This window comes from Allobosea sp. UNC402CLCol (assembly GCF_000745475.1).
In the GTDB taxonomy this organism is placed as follows: domain Bacteria; phylum Pseudomonadota; class Alphaproteobacteria; order Rhizobiales; family Beijerinckiaceae; genus Allobosea; species Allobosea spartocytisi.
In genome coordinates this window covers 55,128-74,200 of sequence record NZ_JQJJ01000003.1, presented here as the reverse complement: position 1 = coordinate 74,200, position 19,073 = coordinate 55,128, and the positions used below count along the sequence as shown (strand labels likewise).

Below are 19,073 nucleotides of genomic sequence, written 5' to 3'. Positions count from 1 at the left end.
AGGCACCCATGCGAGACGGCCAAGGCAACAAGCTCAGCCCTGAAGAACAGCAGCGCGTGAAATCGATCCAGGGCGATCCGGGGACGGAGGCGACCACGAGGGTCTCGATCAATCCCGATCCCGAAAAGGATACTGGCGATGCCGACAAACCGCGTGTGAAGCCGGACGACAAGCCGGCGGCGGGCACCGGCGAATAGCTGCCGGTCTTACCGAGCGTCTGCCTGCATGCTTGCCGAAATCGATTTCGGGCAGGCGACCATCGGATCGAGGGAGAGACGAGACCTTACGGTCCACCAGGCTGGCGCGAACTCGACGAGGCGTTTCATCGCACAGTCTTGCCCATGGCGGACACGATGCTTGTCCGCCCGGCTGCGTTCCGAATACGATGCTCGCTATTCGCGGCGTGTCGATCTGGACGGCAACAAGATCGAGGCCGTCACTCGTTCGTCCCGGGGAAGGCGGCGGCCAAGCGGCAGCGGCCGCCTATTCGTACTCCAACCAATTGGCAATGCCCTGTCGTGGGGGTCGTAGAGCGCTGCGGCAAATGATTGAGCTCCTTCTCGGTCGTGGTCCACAGCGTGTCTGTGAACGCGTTCGGAAACGGCAAAGGGGTCTGGTTCAGGCGGGCGCTGACGGGGGTTACGAGTCAAGCCCAAAGGGCCTGCGCCAGAGGCCCCGGCGACTTCGCGGCCGCCACCTGGCGCTGCCCCGGCATATGAAGAAAGCGACCCGCGGTTTGGTCGCTACGGATGCAAAATTCTGGCGGAACAGAAACGGCGCCCAGCTCGTTCGAAATGCATTCAGTGGACCATTCCACGAGTTTCGAGGAGCTTTGGACATGAAGAAGCTTTTGCTCGCGTCCCTCATCGCGGCAACGACCTCCTTTGGTGCGCTCGCTCAGCCCGCGACGACGTCACCCGTACCATCGCCCAAGGGCGAAGCGGACAAGAATGCTCCGCTTCCAGGCGCGAATAGCTTCACCGAAGGACAGGCGAAGAGCCGTCTTGAGGCCAACGGCTATTCTCAGGTTGGTCCGCTGACCAAGGACGCCAATGGCGTCTGGAAGGGCAGCGCCACGCATGGCGGCGCCAAAGTGAACGTCACCGTCGACTATCGCGGCAACATCACCCGCCAGTAATCGGAGACTCCCATGACTCAGACACTGACACGTTCCTATGAAAACTACGAAACCGCCCGGTCGGTGGTCGAAGCCCTCGAAGCCGAGGGCGTCAGCGCCGCTGACATCAGCGTGGTCGGGCACGCCAAGGCCGATGACAGCAATGCCGGTGAAGGCGCCGGAATCGGCGCGGCGCTCGGTGGAGCAGCCGGTCTGCTCGCAGGTGTCGGACTGCTCGCCATTCCCGGGATCGGCCCGGTGGTGGCCGCAGGTTGGCTCGCGTCGACGGCAGCGGGCGCCGCGGCCGGTGGCGTCGCCGGCGGGATCGTCGGGGCTCTGACCAGCACCGGTCACAGCGAAGAGGATGCCAACTACTACGCAGAAACGATCCGGCGCGGGGGTAGTGTGGTTTCCGTTCGCGTAGCCGATGAGCAGGTTCCGGCGGTTGAGGCCATCCTCGATGGGGCATCTCCCATCGACCGAGATGCCCGCCTCGCGGAATACCGTGCAGCAGGGTGGAACCGGTTCGACGAGACGGCGGAACCCTATCGTTCCACGGTGATCTGAACAAAGCCGTCCGGCTTTCGGAAGAGGGCGGACCAGCCCTCGGGAACGACCAAGCGCTGGGGGGATTTTCTGCCAAAATGGAGTGCGGCATGGGTTGGTTTTCTAAAGACATCGCCACGATGGACGACCTCTTCGTCCATACGCTTCAGGACATTTATTACGCCGAGAACCAGATCAAGAAGGCGCTTCCGGACATGGTCGAAAAGGCGACCAGCCCGGATCTCAAGCGCGGCTTCGAAACGCATCTGCGCGAGACCGAGGGCCAGATCACGCGCCTGAAGGAGGTCTTCCGCCTGCATGGCGTTGAGGAAAAGGGCGTCACCTGCCCTGCGATCGACGGCATCCTCGAAGAGGCCAATGACGTCGCCGGCGAAGTCGAGGACAAGCAGGTGCTCGATGCGGCGCTGATTGCCGCGGCCCAGGCGGCGGAGCACTACGAGATCACGCGTTACGGCACGTTGGTCGCCTGGGCGAAGCAGCTCGGTCGCAATGACTGCGCGTCGCTCCTGAAGCAGAATCTCGACGAGGAAGCCGCGACCGACGAAAAACTCACCAAGCTCGCGCTGGACGGCATCAATCGCAAGGCTGCTTGAGCGCGCGGCCCCGCCGGACATCCGGCGGGGTCTTTTTCTCTTCGGAGAGTACAGGAGGCCCCGATGCTTTCGTCCGAACCGTTTACTTCCGGCCGGGATCTCGCGCTGCGGATGAATGCAGCTTACCCGCACCGCGATTGGGTGGCGCTTCTGGCGGAGAGAGCCGGGAAGAGCCGAGACTTCGTGGAATGGCATCTTCAGGAAGATATGGCGCCACCGGAGGCTTTGTCGCGAGCCGCCTCCGAACTCCTCGACGAGATTGCTGCCAGCAACCAATCCGAATTGGACTCCAGCCATGACTTTCAAAAATCATGAGGAATATGAGGCTGCCGTACAGCGCGCCGCCGCGCTGAGCGACGCGCCCGCAGGTTCTCCGCAGGCAGCCGAGTTTCTACGGCTTACAGACAAGATCCGGCACTGGAATGAGGCGCACAGGGGCGAAAAGAGCCATGGTCCTGAACCGTCCGACAGCTTGCTCAAGCCGGACGATCTTCCTTTCTCGGGCCTGCCCGGCAATCTCGGGAAGCTCCACAAAGATTGACCCGCCTGCCATCACAGGATCGGATGACCGCCAGTTACCGCGATGGTGGAGCCCGAGACGTAGCTCGAGAGCGGATCTGCCAGCATCACATAGGCCGTGGCGAGCTCCGCCGGTTGTCCCGGCCGCTTCATTGGGACCTGCTTGCCGAACTGCGTGACGCTCTCGCCCGTCATCGTCGAGGGGATCAGCGGTGTCCAGATCGGCCCGGGGGCTACGGCATTGGCCCGGATCCCTTTCTCCGCCAGCAACTGCGCCAGCCCGCCGGTGAAGTTCTGGATGGCTCCCTTGGTCGTGGCATAGGCGAGCAGGGTCGGATTGGGCTTGTCGGCGTTCACCGAGGCCGTGTTGATGATGCAGGAACCAGGCTTCATGTGCGGGACGGCAGCCTTGGTCAGGTAGAACATCGCGTGGATGTTCACCGCGAAGGTCAGTTGCCATTCTTCGTCCGAAATGTCGCCGATATCCTTGAAACTCGCCTGATGGGCAGCGTTGTTGACGAGGATGTCGACGCCGCCGAATTCGGCCACGGCCCGGTCGACGATCTGGCGGCAATGGGCCGCTTCCTGGATGTCTCCGGACACCAGCACGGCTTTTCGTCCGGCCTTCTCGACCCAGCCGCGGGTTTCTTCGGCATCCTCGTCCTCGTTCAGATAGGAGATCAGGACGTCCGCGCCCTCCCGAGCGAAAGCGATGGCCACAGCCCGCCCGATGCCACTGTCGCCGCCGGTGATGATGGCGCGCTTGCCCTTGAGGCGCCCCGAGCCGACATAGCTGTCCTCGCCATGGTCCGGTCGGGGCTTCATGGCATCGGTGCGCCCCGGCATCGGTTGCTGCTGCTCAGGGAAGGGCGGTTCGAAGTGTGATGTCATCGTTATTTCCTCGAGATGCGACGAGTCAGTGCTTGGCCTTGTGCTCGGGTTTTCCCCTGCGCTTGGTCGAAGCCATCTTCTCGAGTTCGCTCTCGCTCATCGACTTTTCCATCGATTTTGATGCGCCCTTGAGCTTGCTTTCCTTGATGTCTCCCCGCTTGCTTTCCTTGATGTCTCCCCGCTTGGCGGCGAGCGCGGCGCCCGCGGCCTTCTGTTGAGCGGCTGATTTTGCAGGCATGTCGTCCTCCTTCACTTGGATGAACGGGTGACGGCCTCGATCTTGTTGCCGTCGGGATCGAAGACGAAGGCGCCATAGTAGTGAGCGTCGTAATTCGGGCGTACACCCGGGGCACCAGCGTCGGTGCCACCGTTGGCGAGCGCGGCATGGTAAAAGGCGTTCACGATCTCTCGGCTGCCGGCAGCAAAAGCGATATGGGTCCCGTTGCCGCTGGAAGCCCTCTTGCCGTCGACGGGTGTCTCGATGCTGAAGAGAATGCTGCTCACGCCGTAGTCGGCCGATCGATTGCTGCTGCTGAGAAGCCGGATCCCGAGTTCCGCAAGGACCGCGTCGTAGAACGTACGTGCCTTCCCGAGATCATTGGTGCCGACGGAAATATGGTCGATCATTGCGCCCGCTCCGTCCGCTGGGCGAGAACGTCTTGGTATTCAGGATGCCGCCTGGCCCAGTCCGCAATGAATGAGCAGGCGGGGACGATACGCTCTCCGCGGCCGCGTGCGCGCTCGAACAGGGCTTCAGCAAGCTGCGAGCCGAGACCTCGACCGCGCAAACTCGACGGCACCTCGGTGTGCGAAACAATAAGGTAGTCATCAAGGCGCCGATACGTTGCACAGGCCTCGCCGCCCGGAACCGCCATCACGAACCTGTTGTGTTCAGCGTCGTCTCGGATGCTTGGCGGTTTCTTCTGCATGGGGCGCTCCTGAAAGAGGCGGTGTCCGGGTTGAACCCCGGCAGCCGATCGGAGTTCCCTCTCGCAGCGATGCTTCTCGAAGCCCTGCGGGACTGGGAGCGGTGAATGAAACACTCGATCTGGACCCGATACGGATTTGCCTGGGTGACCGGCGGCTTCTTCCTGATCAGCTTGGTCGGCCACTGGGTCTTCGGCTGGTTCGCCTATGCCAACGAACAGGCGAGCCATGGTCAGGCCGCCAGCTTCGAGGGGTACTTCATCGAGATGATGCGCGACACGCTCGAGAACTGGCAGTCGGAATTCCTGCAATTGCTGTGGCAGGTCGCGGGGCTCGCGATCCTGCTTCATGTCGGCTCACCGCAATCGAAGGAGGGCGATGACCGCATGGAGGCCAAGCTCGATGCCATCCTGCGCAAGGTCGATCGCGACGATGGCGACCGTCTGATCGAGGAGATCGACCGAGACTACGCAGGCCGCCACACGGATCACCGCTACGTCAGGGAACGCCAGTCATAAGGTATTTGACGGTTCGGCGCTGCCCGGGATCGAAGTCTTTGCGGAGCGGATTGCGCGATTGACATACTCGGCGTGACCGGCGCGGAACCCGACGAGGACGGAAACCCGGTCGGGCGGGGCTCAACCCGCCGGATCGTCGGAACCGCCGCGACGACGTCGAGTTTCCCGAGCGCGCTCCAATGACCTCGCCGCGCGCCGCGCGATGCGCAGTTCCTCGAGCGTAGGTTGCCACCATCCTCGGAGGAGGGCGCTCACCGCGGCGGGATGTCGGGCAGGCCAGGTTTTTACAAGTTCGTCGTGCGTCGGGCGACGCCACAATGCCCAGACCAGATCGTCGGGCTGTCCGGAACTCCAGGGGTAATGCCGGGCGGCTGTCTCCGCGGGAACGACCTCGCCGGTCACCTCAAGGATGACGAGCGGTCCTTCATGGGACATGAGCACTCTGTCGAGCGGCGGCTGCTCGCTCGCCGGGACAGGATAGCGCCGGCGGCGGCGCTCAGTCATCGCTGCTTTGGCGTCTTCGTATCCGGGCGCGGGTTTCGCCGCTTGGCGCCGTTGCTTTCGAGCCTCCGGCTCGCTGCGTTCCGCGGCGGCTTCGATCGCCGGCCATCTCTTGCGAAGTTCATCGATTGATCGGAATGGTACGTGCCAAGCCTTGTCGTCTCCGTTCCACCAGGCCCATGGAACCGCGCGCAATTCCTCGACGACGGTTCGTGAATAAGGGGTGCGCACGACGATCTCATCGGCAACCTTCAGATAGGGGCTGACGATCGGCTCGAACGAAAAGGAATCGCGGCCGCGCTGATCGGCGAGGCTGAAGGCGCTCGGCAGCTCACGATCGAGCCATCGTGCCGCGCGAAGTATCGCCGTCTTGCCCGGGATCCGCCAAGCAGCCAGGTCGTCGTTCCAGCGCGCTCTCGGAAAAGTGTCCCGAAAGCGTTCGACCGCAGCGGCGTCGAACGGAAAGGAGACGATCGCTCCCGGGCCCTCTCCATCTTCGCGGATTTCGACGTCGTTGTGCTCGCGCGCAGCCATCGCCCTACCGTCCCGCAGTCCAGACCGATGCCGACGGCCGGTCAAAGTTGCAAGCCAGAATGCGGGGTGACATCGGCTAGTCGACGAAGCGGACGGTCGTACCTGGCTTGACGATCTGGGCCAGTTCCTCCGCATCCCAATTCGTGAGCCGCACACAGCCATGCGACGACGCCTTGCTGATCTTCGAAGGCTCCGGCGTACCATGAATGCCGAAGGTCGGCTTCGACAGCTCGATCCAGACCGTGCCGACCGGGTTGTTGGGACCCCTGGGGAGCACCAGGCGACGCTTGTTCTTGCCCTGCTGGAAATTCTTGACCGGGTCATAGTGATAGGTCGGGTTCTTCACGACCCTCACCACCTGATATTCACCCTCGGGCGACGGGGTGTCCTCGCTGCCGATCGTGGCCGGATACATCGCGATCACCTTTCCTGTCGTATCGAGCGCGCGAACCATGCCGTTGGTCTTGTCGGCCTCGACGGTTCGCGCCTCGTCCGAAGGAGCGGTTCGTCCGACCGAGACGACGTGCAGCGTTTCTTCACGCTTCCGATAATGCGTTCGCGGGTTGAGCACCCTGAGTAGGCCTTCGCTCATGTGAAAGCGTTCGGCGAACATCTCCTGCGCGTTCCTGTAGCCGAGCCGTTTCATCCGGGCCTGGCGAGCGTAGTCGTGAGGAATGCGCCGGACGAACCGGGTTTTGATATCCTCCTTTGTCACGACGTAGTCCGAGACGACATCCGCGCTGATGTCCCCTTTAAGGGCCTGCCATGTCGATGCGTCGATGATCTCGCCGGTTCCGAGATTTTCGCGGCGGCGGAACTGGTTGATGGCCTTCCGATAGTTGTCGCCATCCAGGCCGTCGATCTCCCCGGGAGAGACCCCCTGACGCGCCAGCAAAACCTGAGCTTTGACGATCGACGCATTGGGCCGCGTCACCTTGCTTTTCGTGGTGGCCGGACGGCCTGCTTGGTTCACCTCGTCGGCGGTGAGGGCTTGCGCGGTGAATGGCACCAGCACGACACATCCACCTAGCAAGGCTGCCCGGAAGAACTTCAGCAGCTCGAAAGCGGGTCGCGGCACGGCCATCACCATCGTTCGATTCATGCAGCGGCAACGCGATGTGTTATTCCGGGGTTCCGAAGCGGCGTTACAGAGGCGGTAAGAAGCCGATCGCGCTGCGGGTCGGCGCGCGGCGCACAAATAATCACCTGCCACGCGAACTGCGGCGAACCCCTAGTAGGAACGAACCGTGGGCTATTGTGGACGCGACGTCTGGAGCCACCTTATTGACCGCTGCAAAACTGGGCTGATGGAAATCGCCTGGAAGCTATATGGGCCGCGTGGAAGGCTCATCGCTGAGCTCCTTGCCCTCGACCGCAAATGGCGAGCGCCCACGACGACGAGGGCCGCAAAATGAAGATTGCCTCTATCCAGTTTGACTTGTTCGATGATGCGCCGGGCTACCGGCAGATGGCGAGATCCGTGCCCCGGAAACGCAAGTCAGAAACTCTACCTACTCTGCCCGGCTGGAATGACGAGGAGGCCGCACAATGGCTGGAGCAGGGTGGGCGCTTCAGGATTTTACGGAAGCTCGTGCCGCGGCCCATCATCCCGCGAGCCGAAAGCGCCTTTCCGAACCTCGCGGTTCTGGTGGACACGGAGACGACCGGCCTGAATTCCGCAAAGGACGAAATCATCGAAATTGGCGCTGTCGCTTTCACCTATGACGACGCAGGTGTGATCGGCGACGTCGTGGGCATCTATAGTGGCCTGCGTCAGCCCTCGGAGCCGATACCGGCGGAAATCACACGGCTGACCGGCATTACCGACGATATGGTCGCTGGTCACGAGATTGATATTGCAGCGCTTGACGCGCTGATCGAGCCCGCGGATCTCGTCATCGCCCATAACGCCGCATTCGATCGCCCGTTCTGCGAAAAGCTCTCGCCGGCCTTCGTCTCGAAAGCCTGGGCCTGTTCCGTCAGAGAAGTCCCTTGGGCGGATCTTGGCTTCGAGGGAAACAAGCTCGGATACCTCGTGGGCCAATCCGGGCTGTTCCATGAGGGCCACCGCGCGACGGATGATTGCAACGCGCTTTTGGAGGTACTGGCGAGGCCGGCCGGGGAGGGTGGCGCGCTACCATTCTGTGAGCTCTTACGTTCAAGCGAGCGTAGCCGTGTCTGCGTCTATGCGGAAAACGCGCCATTCGACATGAAGGACCATCTCAAAGGCAGAGGCTATCGCTGGTCGGATGGAAGTGACGGCAGGCCGAGAGCCTGGTGGATTGAGATCGATGACGAGCTCGAAGAGGAGGAGTTCCGCTATCTCCGCACGGAGATTTATGGCTGGGAGGACGCGGAACCATTGACCCTGCGGCTGACGGCGTTCGATCGGTATCGTGCCTAGCCGGCCCCATTCGAGCAGGCGCCCCGGTGTAGATTTGCGCCTCGGAGCTTGACTCCTCGAAGGTGATTGTTCTCATAATGTTCTCCTCATCGAGGACGCATCAATGCCGCCAATCGTGCTGAAACAGGCATCTGTTCCGAAGCTTATGGAGCAACAGATCGATTCGGTTTTGGTGGAGTTCGAGGGTGACGCCCGGGCCGCGATCGGGGCATTGCTTCATAACCGTGAAGAGCTCTTGCGAGATGCTGATCGCGCAGCCTCGCTCGGCTTTCTGCGCGGCCGGTTCTCGGAAGGAGCGCGGCCGGTTCGGAAATTGAAGGCATGAACGCCATCGCCCCGATCAGCTATCTCGACGCGCTCAACCCGGCACAGCGACGCGCGGTGATCCATGGCGTGGGCGCGGTGGCTTCCGCGCCCCTGCTTGTCATCGCGGGTGCCGGCTCAGGCAAGACCAACACGCTTGCGCACCGCGTGGCTCACCTCATGGTCAGCGGCGCCGATCCGCGGCGCATCCTGCTGATGACGTTTTCGCGCCGCGCGGCGTCCGAGATGGCGAAGCGCGTCGAGCGGATTGCACGGAAGGTGCTTGGCGACGGTGCTGGCGTCCTGGCCGACGCCTTGACCTGGGCAGGCACCTTCCACGGCATCGGCGCCCGCCTGCTGCGCGACTATGCCGAACAGCTCGGTCTCGATCCCGCTTTCACGATCCATGATCGGGAGGACTCGGCCGACCAGATGAACCTGGTTAGGCACGAGCTTGGCTTCTCCAAGACAGAGTCGCGGTTTCCGACGAAAGGCACTTGCCTGGCGGTCTATTCGCGCTGCGTGAACGCCGAGCTGCCGATCGAAGAGGTTCTGCGCTTGTCTTACCCTTGGTGCGCCACTTGGGCCGCGGAGCTGAAAGAGCTGTTCGCTGCCTATGTCGAAGCCAAGCAGAGCCAGAACGTCCTCGATTACGACGACCTGCTGCTCTACTGGGCGCAAGCCGTGACCGATCCCGATATCGCCGCGGACATAGGCGGTCGCTTCGATCACGTGATGGTCGATGAGTATCAGGACACGAACCGTCTCCAGTCCTCGATCCTGCTCGCGCTGAAGCCGGACGGCCGCGGCCTGACTGTCGTCGGCGACGATGCCCAGTCGATTTATTCGTTCCGGGCGGCCACGGTCCGCAACATCCTCGATTTCCCGGCAGCCTTCGTTCCGCCGGCCGAGGTCATCACGCTCGATCAGAATTACCGCTCGACCAGCGCCATTCTGTCGGCTGCAAATGCCGTCATCGATCTGGCGGCTGAGCGTTTCACCAAGAACCTTTGGACCGATCGTGCGACCGGGTCGCCGCCCCAGCTGGTGCATGTCCGAGATGAGGCCGATCAGGCTCGTTTCATTGCCGAGAAGGTGCTGGAGAACCGAGAAGGCGGATCGACGCTGAAACAGCAGGCCGTGCTGTTCCGGGCATCGCACCATAGCGGTCCACTGGAGATCGAACTCACGCGCCGGAACATTCCATTCGTCAAATTTGGTGGGCTGAAGTTCCTGGATAGCGCCCATATCAAGGATCTGCTGGCGCTGCTGCGCTTCGTCGAGAACCCGCGCGACAGGGTCTCTGGTTTCAGGTTGCTGCAGCTGTTGCCCGGCGTTGGCCCGACCTCGGCGCAGCGCGTCCTGGAACATGTCGCGCGGGCCTCAGTGCCTCTCGAGGCTCTTGAGAACGCTCCGGCTCCGCCGCGGGCCGGTGACGATTGGGCGTCATTCGTCGCCGCCGTCAGCGAGCTGCGCGCCGGCACCGTAGGGTGGCCGGCCGAGATTGAGCGCGCCCGCCGCTGGTATGAGCCTCACTTGGAGCGTATCCACGAAGATGCCAGCACGCGGCAGGCTGATCTCGTGCAGCTCGAACAGATCGCCGGGGGCTACCCGTCGCGTGAGCGCTTCCTGACCGAATTGACGCTCGATCCGCCGGACGCGACCAGCGACCAATCCGGCGTGCCACATCTCGACGAGGACTACCTGATCCTGTCGACGATCCATTCCGCCAAGGGGCAGGAGTGGAAGTCGGTCTTCGTGATGAACACCGTCGATGGCTGCATTCCGATCGATCTTGGCGCCGGCGCACGTGACGAGATCGAGGAGGAGCGTCGCTTGCTCTATGTCGCGATGACGCGGGCGAAGGACGATCTGCATCTTGTCGTCCCGCAACGCTTCTTCACGCACGGCCAATCCGCCACTAGCGACCGTCATGTCTACGCTAATCGGACCCGCTTCATTCCGAACGCGGTGCTTGGTCAGTTCGAGCGGACTGCCTGGCCGATCGCGGCCGCAGACGCCAAGCGGGCACCATCAGGCGGGCCTAAGGTCGATGTCAGGGCCAAGATGCGAGGCATGTGGCGATGACCAGGAATTGCTGCATCAGGTCGAGATCAAGCTGGATAGGGCGTCCGCGGCCGGACGCCTGCGCCGGATCGATCGTGGTTCACCGATTGGCAAATCGGGCTCCACGTCATCGGCACGATGATGCGTCAGGAGCGTGATGGCCAGCTGATCGATCAGGAGCTGATTTGAGTTCGGCGCTGCGGCGGCCTGGATAAGGGCGCTGGATCGGCCGGTCCGCAGGGTAAGCGTTGTGGAGTCTGCGGCGTCTGATCGGCTTAACAACGCCTCATTGCATTGCAGATGAACGAAGTGGCGGTCGCTTTGGCGTCATAGCGCCGCGGACAGGAGGCGTGGGCCCCCCGTGGAGTGGGCGGGGAGATTTCGCGACGCGATTAAGAGGGAGGATTTCGACCCAAGTGATCGAGTCGGCGCGAAATGGCATCGCAGCCTCGAGAAGAGACGAGACGCCGGTCGCGCTCGTATGGGAGATTGGTAGCTAGGTCACTGCTTAGGCTTCAGGGCTTCTTGGCCGCTAACGCGACCTGCGGGTGAAATGCCCAGACCGTGCCGCTGACGCGGTGGTTCGGCGTAGTTTCCACTACGTCCCCGTTAGGCAGGGTCTTCTTTATCTTCGGACCCAGAAACGAGACGACGTGCAGGCGTGCGCGATGGATGGGATCGCCTCCAGGGACGTTCTGCTCTAGCACGTCGACAATGCCTTGGCCGACGACATCCTCGACGATGGCGGTATGATGAGGGCGCTTCTCAACCGCTGACCCGCCCGTCTCCCAATCACCGTTTGGATGCGTCGTTTTTACCTCCGTTCTGTCCTCCCAGACGAAGTTCCGGAACTGCAGTATGTCGCCAACGACAATATCGCGGCGCAGATCCTTCACCAGTGTGCCCCAGATATAATCGCCGTCAGGCCCTACCTTGCCGCCCATGAGTTGGGTTGAGGTCTTGCCGCCGCATTCAGTCAAGGCGGTTTCGAGCATGCTCCAGCATTCGCCATCACCCATTTTCTGCCCAATGCGCTTGACGCTCCAAGTCACGAGGTCGTCGGGAAGAGCCATGTCCACCTCCGGTGAGGAGCTGCTTTTAAGATGCTACGCGGCGCGCATTCAGGAGGCAATATCAACCAAGCGCCCGGATTTGCGGGGCATGAAGACTACAATCCCATTTGAGCCGTAGACCTGATGAACCCCAGTGGGCTGGCTTTCGCCAAGCTCGGTTATTGGCCAGGACGTGGATGGTCCGGTCGTCCCCGGGGAACTGGCTTTGCCCTCCTGTCGGGTGCGGCCGGTACATCCGCGGCGACGCATCCAACTGGAGAGCATGCAGGCATCCGAGGATGCCACGCTGACAACCACATAGCTCGCGCTAAGGTTCCTTCAAGAGACGGTGGACTTGCCCCGCCGCCCCTGGACGCTTTCAAAGCCGATCGGAATATCTGATCGGCCCAAATGAACCTCAGTCAACCGATGCGGCGCGCGCGCAGGCCGCGACGGAAAGAGCCACATTGAAGGCGACCGCAAGCCAGAGCCAGAAATCCAGAGGGAGATGGTACCGCATCGGATTGCTCTCCTGTGACAGCGAGACAATCCGAGCCTGCCGGGTCCGTTCCGCAGAAATGCGGCATTTGAGCCAAATGCCGGGTATCGTGGTGAATGAAGCGTTACCGCTACCCAGCTGACTTTGCTTTCGCGGTACTAACGCGAGCCCCTGTGTTGAGGCAGCCGGCCGCGGTTGCCGAATAGCAGACCTTGCGGATTCTGATTCACTTCGTGCAACGAGCGCATAAATCGGGCAAGCCAATGTTGACTATCTGTCGTGACCTTGCCGAGACTTTGCAATCCGGAGGCCGTAGAACGAGCGATTTGAACCGTTAGCGCTGCTGAGCGCGTGTCCAAAGTCCTCGCTAGTTCGCGCAGGTATTTGGCGTAGTCGGTCACCTCCTCGAGGAGCTTGCGCCCATTCTCGCCATTGGCGGCGTCGAGATAAGCCTGGGCGCCTTTGAGAACGCTGTCGAACTGGTCTGCCGCCGTGTTGAGCTTCTGCGTTGTCGATGCGGCGCTCTTTATTGCCGTGCTGACCTCTGGGGCTGCGGCGCCGAGCCCGGCGGAAAACTTGTCGATATCATCAATCACGCGAGCAACACGACCCGGGTCGATAGGGCGAATATTGTCCAGCACTCCATCGCTGAAAGCCTGGAGCTTATCGGGAAGCGGACCAATGAATTCGGCGGTCGTTTCGATGCCTTTCATCAGCTTGTCGAGGCCGCCGATATACTCGGCTTGTGCGCGAGTGGACCGTTCCGCCTCTGCTATGGAGGCAGATATAGGCCCCGCATTGCTGTTGATAGCGCCCTCGATCCCGACAAGCGCGCCATCAATGTTCCTGGCGATTGATCCCACTCTCTTGATGATATCCTCGGAGGGTTCGGCGGCGATATCCGGCAGCGATCGACCTGCTGCCGGGAGCAATGCGGCCGCGCTGGGGTCACCCCCACGAAGCTGGACCGCGACCACCCCCGCCAAGCCCTGACCTTCGAGGCGGGCGCTCGTGTCAGCTCGTAACGGTGTCGAACGAGAAACCTTTACGGTGGCGTTGATCTGACGCGGATTGGTGGGCTCGATCTCGACCTGTGTGACCTCGCCGACCTTAAGACCATTGAACAGCACGCTGGAACCCCGGCCGAGCCCTGAGATATCGCTATTGAAGACCAGGCGAACGTTGACGGTCTCTGTTGTGCCGCTGCCAAACCAAAAGGTGAAGCCGAGAAGTCCCGCGACGATGGCAAGCGTGAGCAACCCGATCAGCGCGTGACTCGCTCGCGATTCCATGACGCGAATTGCCTCTCGTTGCCGGTCGAAGCGCCCGACGGTCTACGACTGGCGATTCCGGAGCGTAGGCTATCGCCGCAAACTCCACGAGAGAATAATCGATGCAGCCGAGGATGACGGTTCCCGTCATTTGAATCCGGTTCGGCGCCGTGACTTCAAATTGACTGGTGCTGCGAGCGCCGCCCGTCTATCGGAGGCCTCTTTTGCCAGGCGCAGCCCGCGCAGCTTGATCATGTTGTCAGATCGCTGCTGAGTCAGCCTCTCCGTTTCGGAGACAATCCTTGCGTGAGACAGGGATCGTGTCTGGATCTTCAAGAACTGATTGTCGGCTGTTAGGCGCTGCTTTGATAGTTCGATCACAATGATTTCCATTTGCGGTTAGATTAAAAACAATAAAGGCCGAGCAAATGCCCGGCCTTTCGAGTGGCTATCGTCGCTGATGCCAGTACATCCGTGGTCAACAGCAGCAATTGCCAGGTCACGCAGTCTGGAGCTGTTCCGCAGCCATCTTGCCGGAACGATTGTCGCGGGCGACTTCGTATCCAAGCTTCTGGCCTTCTTGCAGGTCCCGCATTCCAGCGCGTTCGACGGCGGAGATGTGCACGAACACATCCTGGCTGCCGTCGTCGGGCTGAATGAAGCCGAAACCCTTGGTGGAATTGAACCATTTCACTGTGCCGGTGGTCATAAGAAACCCTCCTTTTGGCAAGACCTGTCGCTCGCCGACAAAATGTCTGGCGAGTTCAGAACGATTTCGAAAGGGGGAGTTCATCAGAGTCGCGCCAAAGCGCGAAAATAACAACGGCCGTCCAAGCAATCTCGATGAAGACATACCTAGCCCAACTCGCCCGAAGATCCAAATTATATTTTCTCGGATACGCATTTTCTTTTTTGGCGGCGATTTTAGCTATGCTGCCGACAGTGGTCTCAGACGAGCAATTATTCCGTTTCTCAACCACTCTCCGTTCGTTTGGACGCAGCGGTTGATGATCGAACTGATCTCGCGCCTCCTATTAGCGGTGCGCCATCTCAATAAGCTGGACATGAGCGCTGCGCTCGAGCGGGCTGACGCCTCCGATCGAAGGCGAAAAGAAGCGAGCCGGCTGGGGTGAAACGCCGGCTCGCTTCTGGTGGTCACCCTGGCAAGGATTGCACCGCGACCGTCGAAGGGGTGCTGCGACGGGCGCAGGCCATGAACTAGCACGAGGATGCCGGGTTCCGAAGCGGTCAGATCATTCGCGGCGGTCGACAGACTTATCGGTCCAAATCTACCGGCGGTCGCTGCGGCTTCATCTCGTAGACCGTCGCCTCGTCTGCATCTTCTCGGAGGCCCTTGTAGGAGGCGTGACGCAGCTTGCCGTCATCGGTCCAGCCCCGAAACTGGATCTCGGCGACAAGCGCGGGCGTGATCCAGCGATAGGAGCGCCTGCGGCCGGTCATGTCGATCACCGGCTTCCCTATAATGAGCCTGTCCATCGCCTTGCGCAGCGCTGCGCCAGTTTCAACGGTGAAGCCGGTGCCGACGCCGCCGACATAGACCAGGTGGTCGCCCTGCCTCGCGGCGAGCAGCAGCTGGCCGATCCCGCCCACGGCGATCGTCGACGGTTCATAGCCGACGATGACGAAGCTCTCCGACCGGCTGCATTTGATCTTCAGCCAATCGCCGCCGCGTCCCGATCGGTAGGGCGCATCGCGGCGCTTGGCGATGATGCCTTCAAGCTTCATCTCGCAGGCGAGCTTCATGAATGGACCGCCATCGGCGTCGATCTCTTCGCTCAACCGGATCGAGCCATGAGGCTCGGCCAGAAGGAGATCCTCCAGCATCTCGCGCCGATCGCTCAGCGGCATCGGGCGCAGGTCATGGCCGTTCAGATAAAGCAGGTCGAAGGCATAAAGGACTGCCTCCGAGGCCAACCGCTTGCCGCCGCGGCCACCGAGAGCCTTTTGCAGAGCGCCGAAATCGGAAGTACCGTGCTTGTCGAGCACCACGGCCTCACCGTCGAGGATGGCGCTGTCCACGCCAAGGCTCAGCGCATCACACGCGATCGTCGGAAAGCGCGGCGTCCAGTCATGGCCGCCGCGCGTGATGATCCGGACCCGCTTGCCGACGATGTGGATCGCCAAGCGATAGCCGTCCCATTTCACCTCGAAGGCCCAATCCGGACCGGCCGGCACCTCGTCCTTCAGCAGCGCCAAACAGGGCTCGACGCGCTCGGGCATCGGATCGGAAAACAGATCACGTTCGGGCTTCCGGCGCCGGGTGAGCGGCCCCTTCACGGTATCGACACCCGGCCCGGCCCTGAGAACGCGACGCATACCCATCCATGCGACTCCGCAACGAAACGAGTCGCCAACTGACGGCAGGCCGAATCGTTCCCTAGCGGAACCCGCCAGCGTGCAGAATGGTTGAATGGCCATCAGTGGTTCGCGTGAGGTGTCCGCATGGCTACCCCTCCAAGTCACGCCGTGCCGTCTCGGCGCCAGCCGACCACCCGCCGCGAGCTCTATCGTGAACAGTGCCAGGATATTGAGGGAGTCCGCTTTATGATCATCGTCTGGCAAAACAAGCCCGGCCTATCCACGGTCTCCTATTCGCTGGAGGATGGCACTCCCCTCCACTACGAGGACGCATGCTATTTCACGACGCCGGAAGGCAAGCTGCTGACGCGGTGCGAGGACTAACTCGCGGAACAAGGCTTCGCGGCCGCGATTTCTAGCGGATGAAGCGCACCGAGCCTCCTCTCGAATTTTGGGTCTGGCTGGCAGTCGCCGGCATTATTCTCATTTCCGTGGGTGCTTCGATCAGTTTCCCGCCTCAGATCGTGCAGCCTCCCAATTGACAACGGGGAGAGGACGGCAGACTCGGCAGACCGGGTCCCAATCGCTTGTGCCAAAATTGCTTCCAGGCGAGTTCCCGAGATCGTCCTACGTTCTACAGCCAAAGAGGCGGGACCGGCCGCCGCCGGATGCTCGCCCCGAAATAACAGCACCGGAGCAGAAGAAAGTGTTTCGATGTGAACAGAGTTTGCCAAAGCAAAACCTCGGCGCTTTCGTCAGCCACAGGTCTGTGCAAATATTCTTCAGAACAAACTCGCCGCGCTTGAGACGGTGTGGCTTCGGTGCGGTCCGAGCCCATCGGTTGGCTTCTTCAGATTTTGGCCGCGGCAATCGCGGTCACGAACCGGCGATAGAAGCGGGCGATCTCCCGGTGATCCGTGAGATTGCCGTACCATGAAATTCGGTCTCAACTCGCTGAGGTGCTGGATCCTGCGCAATCGTGTTGATGCGGTCCCAGGCGACCGGTGCCTAAAATGCCGGTATCGTTGTTAAGCTAGCGTAACGCATGCCTCATCACCGCCGGTTTACATCAAAGGGGTATAACGGACGCCGGGGGTCATTTTTCTGAGATCATTGCCAGTCGTGCTTCAGTTGCAAAATAATATCCTGGAAATGATTGCGAGAGGCGCGACGCTGGAAGCGACGACCGACCGCCTCTGTCGTGAGATTGAGCTGCTTTTGCCGGACGTCTGGTGTTCGGTTTTGCGCGTGGATAGCGGGGGATTGTTGCATCCCCTAGCAGGACCCAACTTTCCTGATGAGTATTCAGCCGGGCTCGAAGGGTTGATGATCGGGCCGCAGGTCGGCTCGTGCGGCACTGCGGCCTATCTCCGCACTGCGATTGTGGCGGATATCGCAACCGATCCACGTTGGACGGACTTCAGGCAACCGGCCTTGGCCTTAGGACTCCAAGCGTGTTGGTCGACCCCCATCTTCGACGCGAGCGGAGCTGTGCTAGGCACCTTCGCCTTCTACTTCAAGGAGAAACGCGGTCCTTCTCCACGAGAGAAAGAGATCGTTGCATCCTGTACCTCCTTATGCGCCATCGCCCTCGAACGCGATCAGCGCGTCACCGAGCGGGAGCGTCGGGCCTTTGTCGATGCGCTGACTGATCTGCCGAACCGAGCGAGTTTCGACGTGTCACTTGAGCGCCTCTCCTGTGCGGAGCCGGGCGCCTGGGCCTTGCTGCTGATCGATCTCGATAATTTAAAGACGATCAACGATACTTTTGGTCATGCCGCCGGCGATGCGCTGTTGCAGACCGTGGCAAGTCGGGTCAGCGAGTGCGTCTTGCCGGATCACGTGTTCCGCATGGGAGGTGACGAGTTTGCCGTGATCCTTCAGGCAGCCGATGCGCTTGCTGACATCGAGGGCACGACGGTTCGGATTTTTCAGGCCCTGGCGGTGCCCGCCGAGTGCGGTGGGCACATGATTTTGCCACGAGCAACGATCGGCGGCGCGGTGCTGTCAGTAGGCGACGGTGATCCAACAATCGTGCGCGAGCACGCAGACCTAGCACTGTACCATGCCAAGGAAACCGGGCGTGGCGGTTTCGTGCTGTACTGGCCGGGAATGGGCAGCGCGATCACGACCCGCATCGAGGTGATCCGCGACGTGGACGCGGCCCTGCGCGAAGGCAGGATCGACGCGTTCTATCAGCCCATCTTGCGGCTCGACACGCGCGCGATCGTCGGGCTGGAGGCGCTGTGTCGCCTGCGGAAGCCGACCGGAGAAATTGTCTCGGCGGCGGCATTTCATCAGGCCACTTTGGATGTTAGCGTCGCTTCGAGTTTGACTGAACGCATGATGGCAGCCGTCGCATCGGATGTGCGCTGCTGGCTGGATCAGGGTATCCCACTGCAGCACGTAGGCATCAACATCGCGTCGGCCGATTTTCACAGCGGAACACTCTTTTCCCGCCTCCAAGCTGCATTCGGCCGGCACAACGTCCCGTTAAAGTACATTGTTCTCGAGGTGACGGAGTCCGTCTATCTCGGCCAGCACGATCCGGTGGTCGCTCGCGAGATCAAGGCATTGCGCGGATATGGGCTACGCGTGGCCCTTGATGATTTTGGCACCGGGTTCGCGTCGCTCACTCATCTGCTCACGGCCCCGATCGACATCATCAAGATCGACAAATCCTTCATTGACCGTCTTGCCCAAGGGGATCCGAGCCTGGCGATCGTCGAAGGTCTCATCGATATCGCCCGCAAGCTCGACATCCGGGTTATCGCCGAAGGCATCGAGAACGAAGACCAAGCAGCCCTTTTGACGAGCGTCGGCTGCGAGCTCGGCCAAGGCTACTTATTCGCGCAAGCCGTGCCACACGAGATAGCGACGGGCCTATTGAAGCGGTTTGCTCAACGGATACCTCAACAGAGAGATGCGACTGCAGGCTGCCTTGCAAGCCAGCACTAGCTATTCCCCTCGGTGGTCGTCCCGCGGGCGGGC

Annotated in this window: 22 protein-coding genes; 12 read left to right on the top strand and 10 right to left on the bottom strand. The window is 61.4% G+C overall.

Going from position 1 to position 19,073, the window contains the following annotated elements:
• The 6 genes from GY40_RS27875 to GY40_RS27405 all read left to right on the top strand — a co-directional run.
• A partial coding sequence (locus GY40_RS27875; protein ID WP_197062684.1) for a hypothetical protein occupies nt 1-197 on the top strand: 197 nt, incomplete at its 5' end.
• A 641-nt stretch (nt 198-838) separates the two neighbouring features.
• Entirely contained in the window at nt 839-1,138 is a 300-nt protein-coding gene (locus tag GY40_RS01410) for a hypothetical protein (protein WP_038358064.1), read from the top strand.
• 12 nt (nt 1,139-1,150) lie between these two features.
• Nucleotides 1,151-1,684 carry a general stress protein gene (locus tag GY40_RS01405; protein WP_038358062.1) on the top strand — a complete coding sequence of 178 codons (534 nt, stop codon included), beginning with the start codon at nt 1,151-1,153 and terminating at the stop codon, nt 1,682-1,684.
• A gap of 89 nt (nt 1,685-1,773) precedes the next feature.
• On the top strand, nt 1,774-2,277 hold the full coding sequence (locus GY40_RS01400; protein WP_038358061.1) for a YciE/YciF ferroxidase family protein: 504 nt from the start codon (nt 1,774-1,776) through the stop codon (nt 2,275-2,277).
• A 63-nt stretch (nt 2,278-2,340) separates the two neighbouring features.
• Nucleotides 2,341-2,592, top strand: coding sequence for a hypothetical protein (locus GY40_RS01395; RefSeq protein ID WP_038358059.1), 252 nt, complete (start codon nt 2,341-2,343; stop codon nt 2,590-2,592).
• The gene (locus tag GY40_RS27405) at nt 2,573-2,818 is read left to right on the top strand and encodes a hypothetical protein (RefSeq protein ID WP_156115836.1); all 246 of its coding nucleotides are present in this window, start codon (nt 2,573-2,575) and stop codon (nt 2,816-2,818) included. The genes GY40_RS01395 and GY40_RS27405 overlap by 20 nt, the downstream gene beginning before the upstream one ends.
• An 11-nt stretch (nt 2,819-2,829) precedes the next feature.
• Here GY40_RS27405 and GY40_RS01390 read toward each other — a convergent pair whose 3' ends face one another.
• From GY40_RS01390 to GY40_RS26895, 4 genes are read right to left on the bottom strand one after another with little or no spacing between them, the layout of a single operon-like run.
• Nucleotides 2,830-3,687, bottom strand: coding sequence for a glucose 1-dehydrogenase (locus GY40_RS01390; protein ID WP_038358058.1), 858 nt, complete (start codon nt 3,685-3,687; stop codon nt 2,830-2,832).
• Between the two features lie 25 nt (nt 3,688-3,712).
• Nucleotides 3,713-3,925, bottom strand: a complete 213-nt coding sequence (locus GY40_RS01385; RefSeq protein WP_038358092.1) for a DUF3008 family protein — start codon at nt 3,923-3,925, stop codon at nt 3,713-3,715.
• A gap of 11 nt (nt 3,926-3,936) precedes the next feature.
• On the bottom strand, nt 3,937-4,314 hold the full coding sequence (locus GY40_RS01380; protein WP_038358056.1) for a VOC family protein: 378 nt from the start codon (nt 4,312-4,314) through the stop codon (nt 3,937-3,939).
• Entirely contained in the window at nt 4,311-4,616 is a 306-nt protein-coding gene (locus GY40_RS26895) for a GNAT family N-acetyltransferase (RefSeq protein WP_038358055.1), read from the bottom strand. The genes GY40_RS01380 and GY40_RS26895 overlap by 4 nt, the downstream gene beginning before the upstream one ends.
• A gap of 105 nt (nt 4,617-4,721) precedes the next feature.
• Here GY40_RS26895 and GY40_RS01370 point away from each other — a divergent pair, with 105 nt between their 5' ends.
• Nucleotides 4,722-5,132: a DUF6766 family protein gene (locus GY40_RS01370; RefSeq protein ID WP_038358054.1), complete on the top strand. Its 411-nt coding sequence runs from the start codon at nt 4,722-4,724 to the stop codon at nt 5,130-5,132.
• Nucleotides 5,133-5,252: 120 nt separating this feature from the next.
• Here the strand turns inward: GY40_RS01370 and GY40_RS26890 are convergent, their stop codons facing one another.
• Together GY40_RS26890 and GY40_RS01360 are read right to left on the bottom strand one after the other, a co-directional pair.
• Nucleotides 5,253-6,167, bottom strand: a complete 915-nt coding sequence (locus GY40_RS26890) for a hypothetical protein (RefSeq protein ID WP_248311069.1) — start codon at nt 6,165-6,167, stop codon at nt 5,253-5,255.
• A gap of 76 nt (nt 6,168-6,243) precedes the next feature.
• On the bottom strand, nt 6,244-7,257 hold the full coding sequence (locus GY40_RS01360) for a L,D-transpeptidase (protein WP_248311068.1): 1,014 nt from the start codon (nt 7,255-7,257) through the stop codon (nt 6,244-6,246).
• 378 nt (nt 7,258-7,635) lie between these two features.
• Between GY40_RS01360 and GY40_RS01355 the strand changes: the two genes are divergently transcribed.
• From GY40_RS01355 to GY40_RS01345, 3 genes are all read left to right on the top strand, one after another.
• A complete protein-coding gene (locus GY40_RS01355; RefSeq protein WP_248311072.1) occupies nt 7,636-8,571 on the top strand; it encodes a 3'-5' exonuclease in 936 nt (311 codons plus the stop codon).
• Nucleotides 8,572-8,674: 103 nt separating this feature from the next.
• Nucleotides 8,675-8,896 (top strand): hypothetical protein, encoded by a 222-nt coding sequence (locus tag GY40_RS01350; RefSeq protein WP_113255011.1) that lies wholly within the window; start codon nt 8,675-8,677, stop codon nt 8,894-8,896.
• A complete protein-coding gene (locus GY40_RS01345) occupies nt 8,893-10,962 on the top strand; it encodes an ATP-dependent helicase (protein WP_038358049.1) in 2,070 nt (689 codons plus the stop codon). Before GY40_RS01350 ends, GY40_RS01345 begins: the two co-directional genes overlap by 4 nt.
• A 494-nt stretch (nt 10,963-11,456) precedes the next feature.
• Here GY40_RS01345 and GY40_RS01340 read toward each other — a convergent pair whose 3' ends face one another.
• From GY40_RS01340 to GY40_RS01330, 3 genes are all read right to left on the bottom strand, one after another.
• Nucleotides 11,457-12,014: a hypothetical protein gene (locus GY40_RS01340; protein WP_038358047.1), complete on the bottom strand. Its 558-nt coding sequence runs from the start codon at nt 12,012-12,014 to the stop codon at nt 11,457-11,459.
• Nucleotides 12,015-12,650: 636 nt separating this feature from the next.
• Nucleotides 12,651-13,784, bottom strand: a complete 1,134-nt coding sequence (locus tag GY40_RS26345) for an MlaD family protein (RefSeq protein WP_051987410.1) — start codon at nt 13,782-13,784, stop codon at nt 12,651-12,653.
• A gap of 478 nt (nt 13,785-14,262) precedes the next feature.
• Nucleotides 14,263-14,472, bottom strand: coding sequence for a cold-shock protein (locus tag GY40_RS01330; RefSeq protein WP_038358045.1), 210 nt, complete (start codon nt 14,470-14,472; stop codon nt 14,263-14,265).
• Between the two features lie 298 nt (nt 14,473-14,770).
• On the opposite strand from GY40_RS01330, the gene GY40_RS28425 reads away from it, so the two are divergent.
• Nucleotides 14,771-14,896: a hypothetical protein gene (locus GY40_RS28425; RefSeq protein ID WP_282568273.1), complete on the top strand. Its 126-nt coding sequence runs from the start codon at nt 14,771-14,773 to the stop codon at nt 14,894-14,896.
• 142 nt (nt 14,897-15,038) lie between these two features.
• On the opposite strand, the gene ligD is transcribed toward GY40_RS28425, so the two are convergent.
• On the bottom strand, nt 15,039-16,100 hold the full coding sequence (ligD, locus tag GY40_RS01325; RefSeq protein ID WP_038358043.1) for a non-homologous end-joining DNA ligase: 1,062 nt from the start codon (nt 16,098-16,100) through the stop codon (nt 15,039-15,041).
• A gap of 1,104 nt (nt 16,101-17,204) precedes the next feature.
• Here ligD and GY40_RS01320 point away from each other — a divergent pair.
• Complete coding sequence (locus tag GY40_RS01320) at nt 17,205-19,040, top strand: putative bifunctional diguanylate cyclase/phosphodiesterase (protein WP_248311067.1); 1,836 nt, start codon at nt 17,205-17,207, stop codon at nt 19,038-19,040.
• Nucleotides 19,041-19,073 lie beyond the last annotated feature (33 nt).

What these genes read in the sequence shown, in the direction of transcription:
- GY40_RS01410 (WP_038358064.1), top strand. Translation starts at nt 839, where the DNA reads ATGAAGAAGCTTTTGCTCGCGTCCCTCATCGCGGCAACGACCTCCTTT.
- GY40_RS01405 (WP_038358062.1), top strand. Translation starts at nt 1,151, where the DNA reads ATGACTCAGACACTGACACGTTCCTATGAAAACTACGAAACCGCCCGG.
- GY40_RS01400 (WP_038358061.1), top strand. Translation starts at nt 1,774, where the DNA reads ATGGGTTGGTTTTCTAAAGACATCGCCACGATGGACGACCTCTTCGTC.
- GY40_RS01395 (WP_038358059.1), top strand. Translation starts at nt 2,341, where the DNA reads ATGCTTTCGTCCGAACCGTTTACTTCCGGCCGGGATCTCGCGCTGCGG.
- GY40_RS27405 (WP_156115836.1), top strand. Translation starts at nt 2,573, where the DNA reads ATGACTTTCAAAAATCATGAGGAATATGAGGCTGCCGTACAGCGCGCC.
- GY40_RS01390 (WP_038358058.1), bottom strand. Translation starts at nt 3,687, where the DNA reads ATGACATCACACTTCGAACCGCCCTTCCCTGAGCAGCAGCAACCGATG.
- GY40_RS01385 (WP_038358092.1), bottom strand. Translation starts at nt 3,925, where the DNA reads ATGCCTGCAAAATCAGCCGCTCAACAGAAGGCCGCGGGCGCCGCGCTC.
- GY40_RS01380 (WP_038358056.1), bottom strand. Translation starts at nt 4,314, where the DNA reads ATGATCGACCATATTTCCGTCGGCACCAATGATCTCGGGAAGGCACGT.
- GY40_RS26895 (WP_038358055.1), bottom strand. Translation starts at nt 4,616, where the DNA reads ATGCAGAAGAAACCGCCAAGCATCCGAGACGACGCTGAACACAACAGG.
- GY40_RS01370 (WP_038358054.1), top strand. Translation starts at nt 4,722, where the DNA reads ATGAAACACTCGATCTGGACCCGATACGGATTTGCCTGGGTGACCGGC.
- GY40_RS26890 (WP_248311069.1), bottom strand. Translation starts at nt 6,167, where the DNA reads ATGGCTGCGCGCGAGCACAACGACGTCGAAATCCGCGAAGATGGAGAG.
- GY40_RS01360 (WP_248311068.1), bottom strand. Translation starts at nt 7,257, where the DNA reads ATGGTGATGGCCGTGCCGCGACCCGCTTTCGAGCTGCTGAAGTTCTTC.
- GY40_RS01355 (WP_248311072.1), top strand. Translation starts at nt 7,636, where the DNA reads ATGGCGAGATCCGTGCCCCGGAAACGCAAGTCAGAAACTCTACCTACT.
- GY40_RS01350 (WP_113255011.1), top strand. Translation starts at nt 8,675, where the DNA reads ATGCCGCCAATCGTGCTGAAACAGGCATCTGTTCCGAAGCTTATGGAG.
- GY40_RS01345 (WP_038358049.1), top strand. Translation starts at nt 8,893, where the DNA reads ATGAACGCCATCGCCCCGATCAGCTATCTCGACGCGCTCAACCCGGCA.
- GY40_RS01340 (WP_038358047.1), bottom strand. Translation starts at nt 12,014, where the DNA reads ATGGCTCTTCCCGACGACCTCGTGACTTGGAGCGTCAAGCGCATTGGG.
- GY40_RS26345 (WP_051987410.1), bottom strand. Translation starts at nt 13,784, where the DNA reads ATGGAATCGCGAGCGAGTCACGCGCTGATCGGGTTGCTCACGCTTGCC.
- GY40_RS01330 (WP_038358045.1), bottom strand. Translation starts at nt 14,472, where the DNA reads ATGACCACCGGCACAGTGAAATGGTTCAATTCCACCAAGGGTTTCGGC.
- GY40_RS28425 (WP_282568273.1), top strand. Translation starts at nt 14,771, where the DNA reads ATGATCGAACTGATCTCGCGCCTCCTATTAGCGGTGCGCCATCTCAAT.
- ligD (WP_038358043.1), bottom strand. Translation starts at nt 16,100, where the DNA reads ATGCGTCGCGTTCTCAGGGCCGGGCCGGGTGTCGATACCGTGAAGGGG.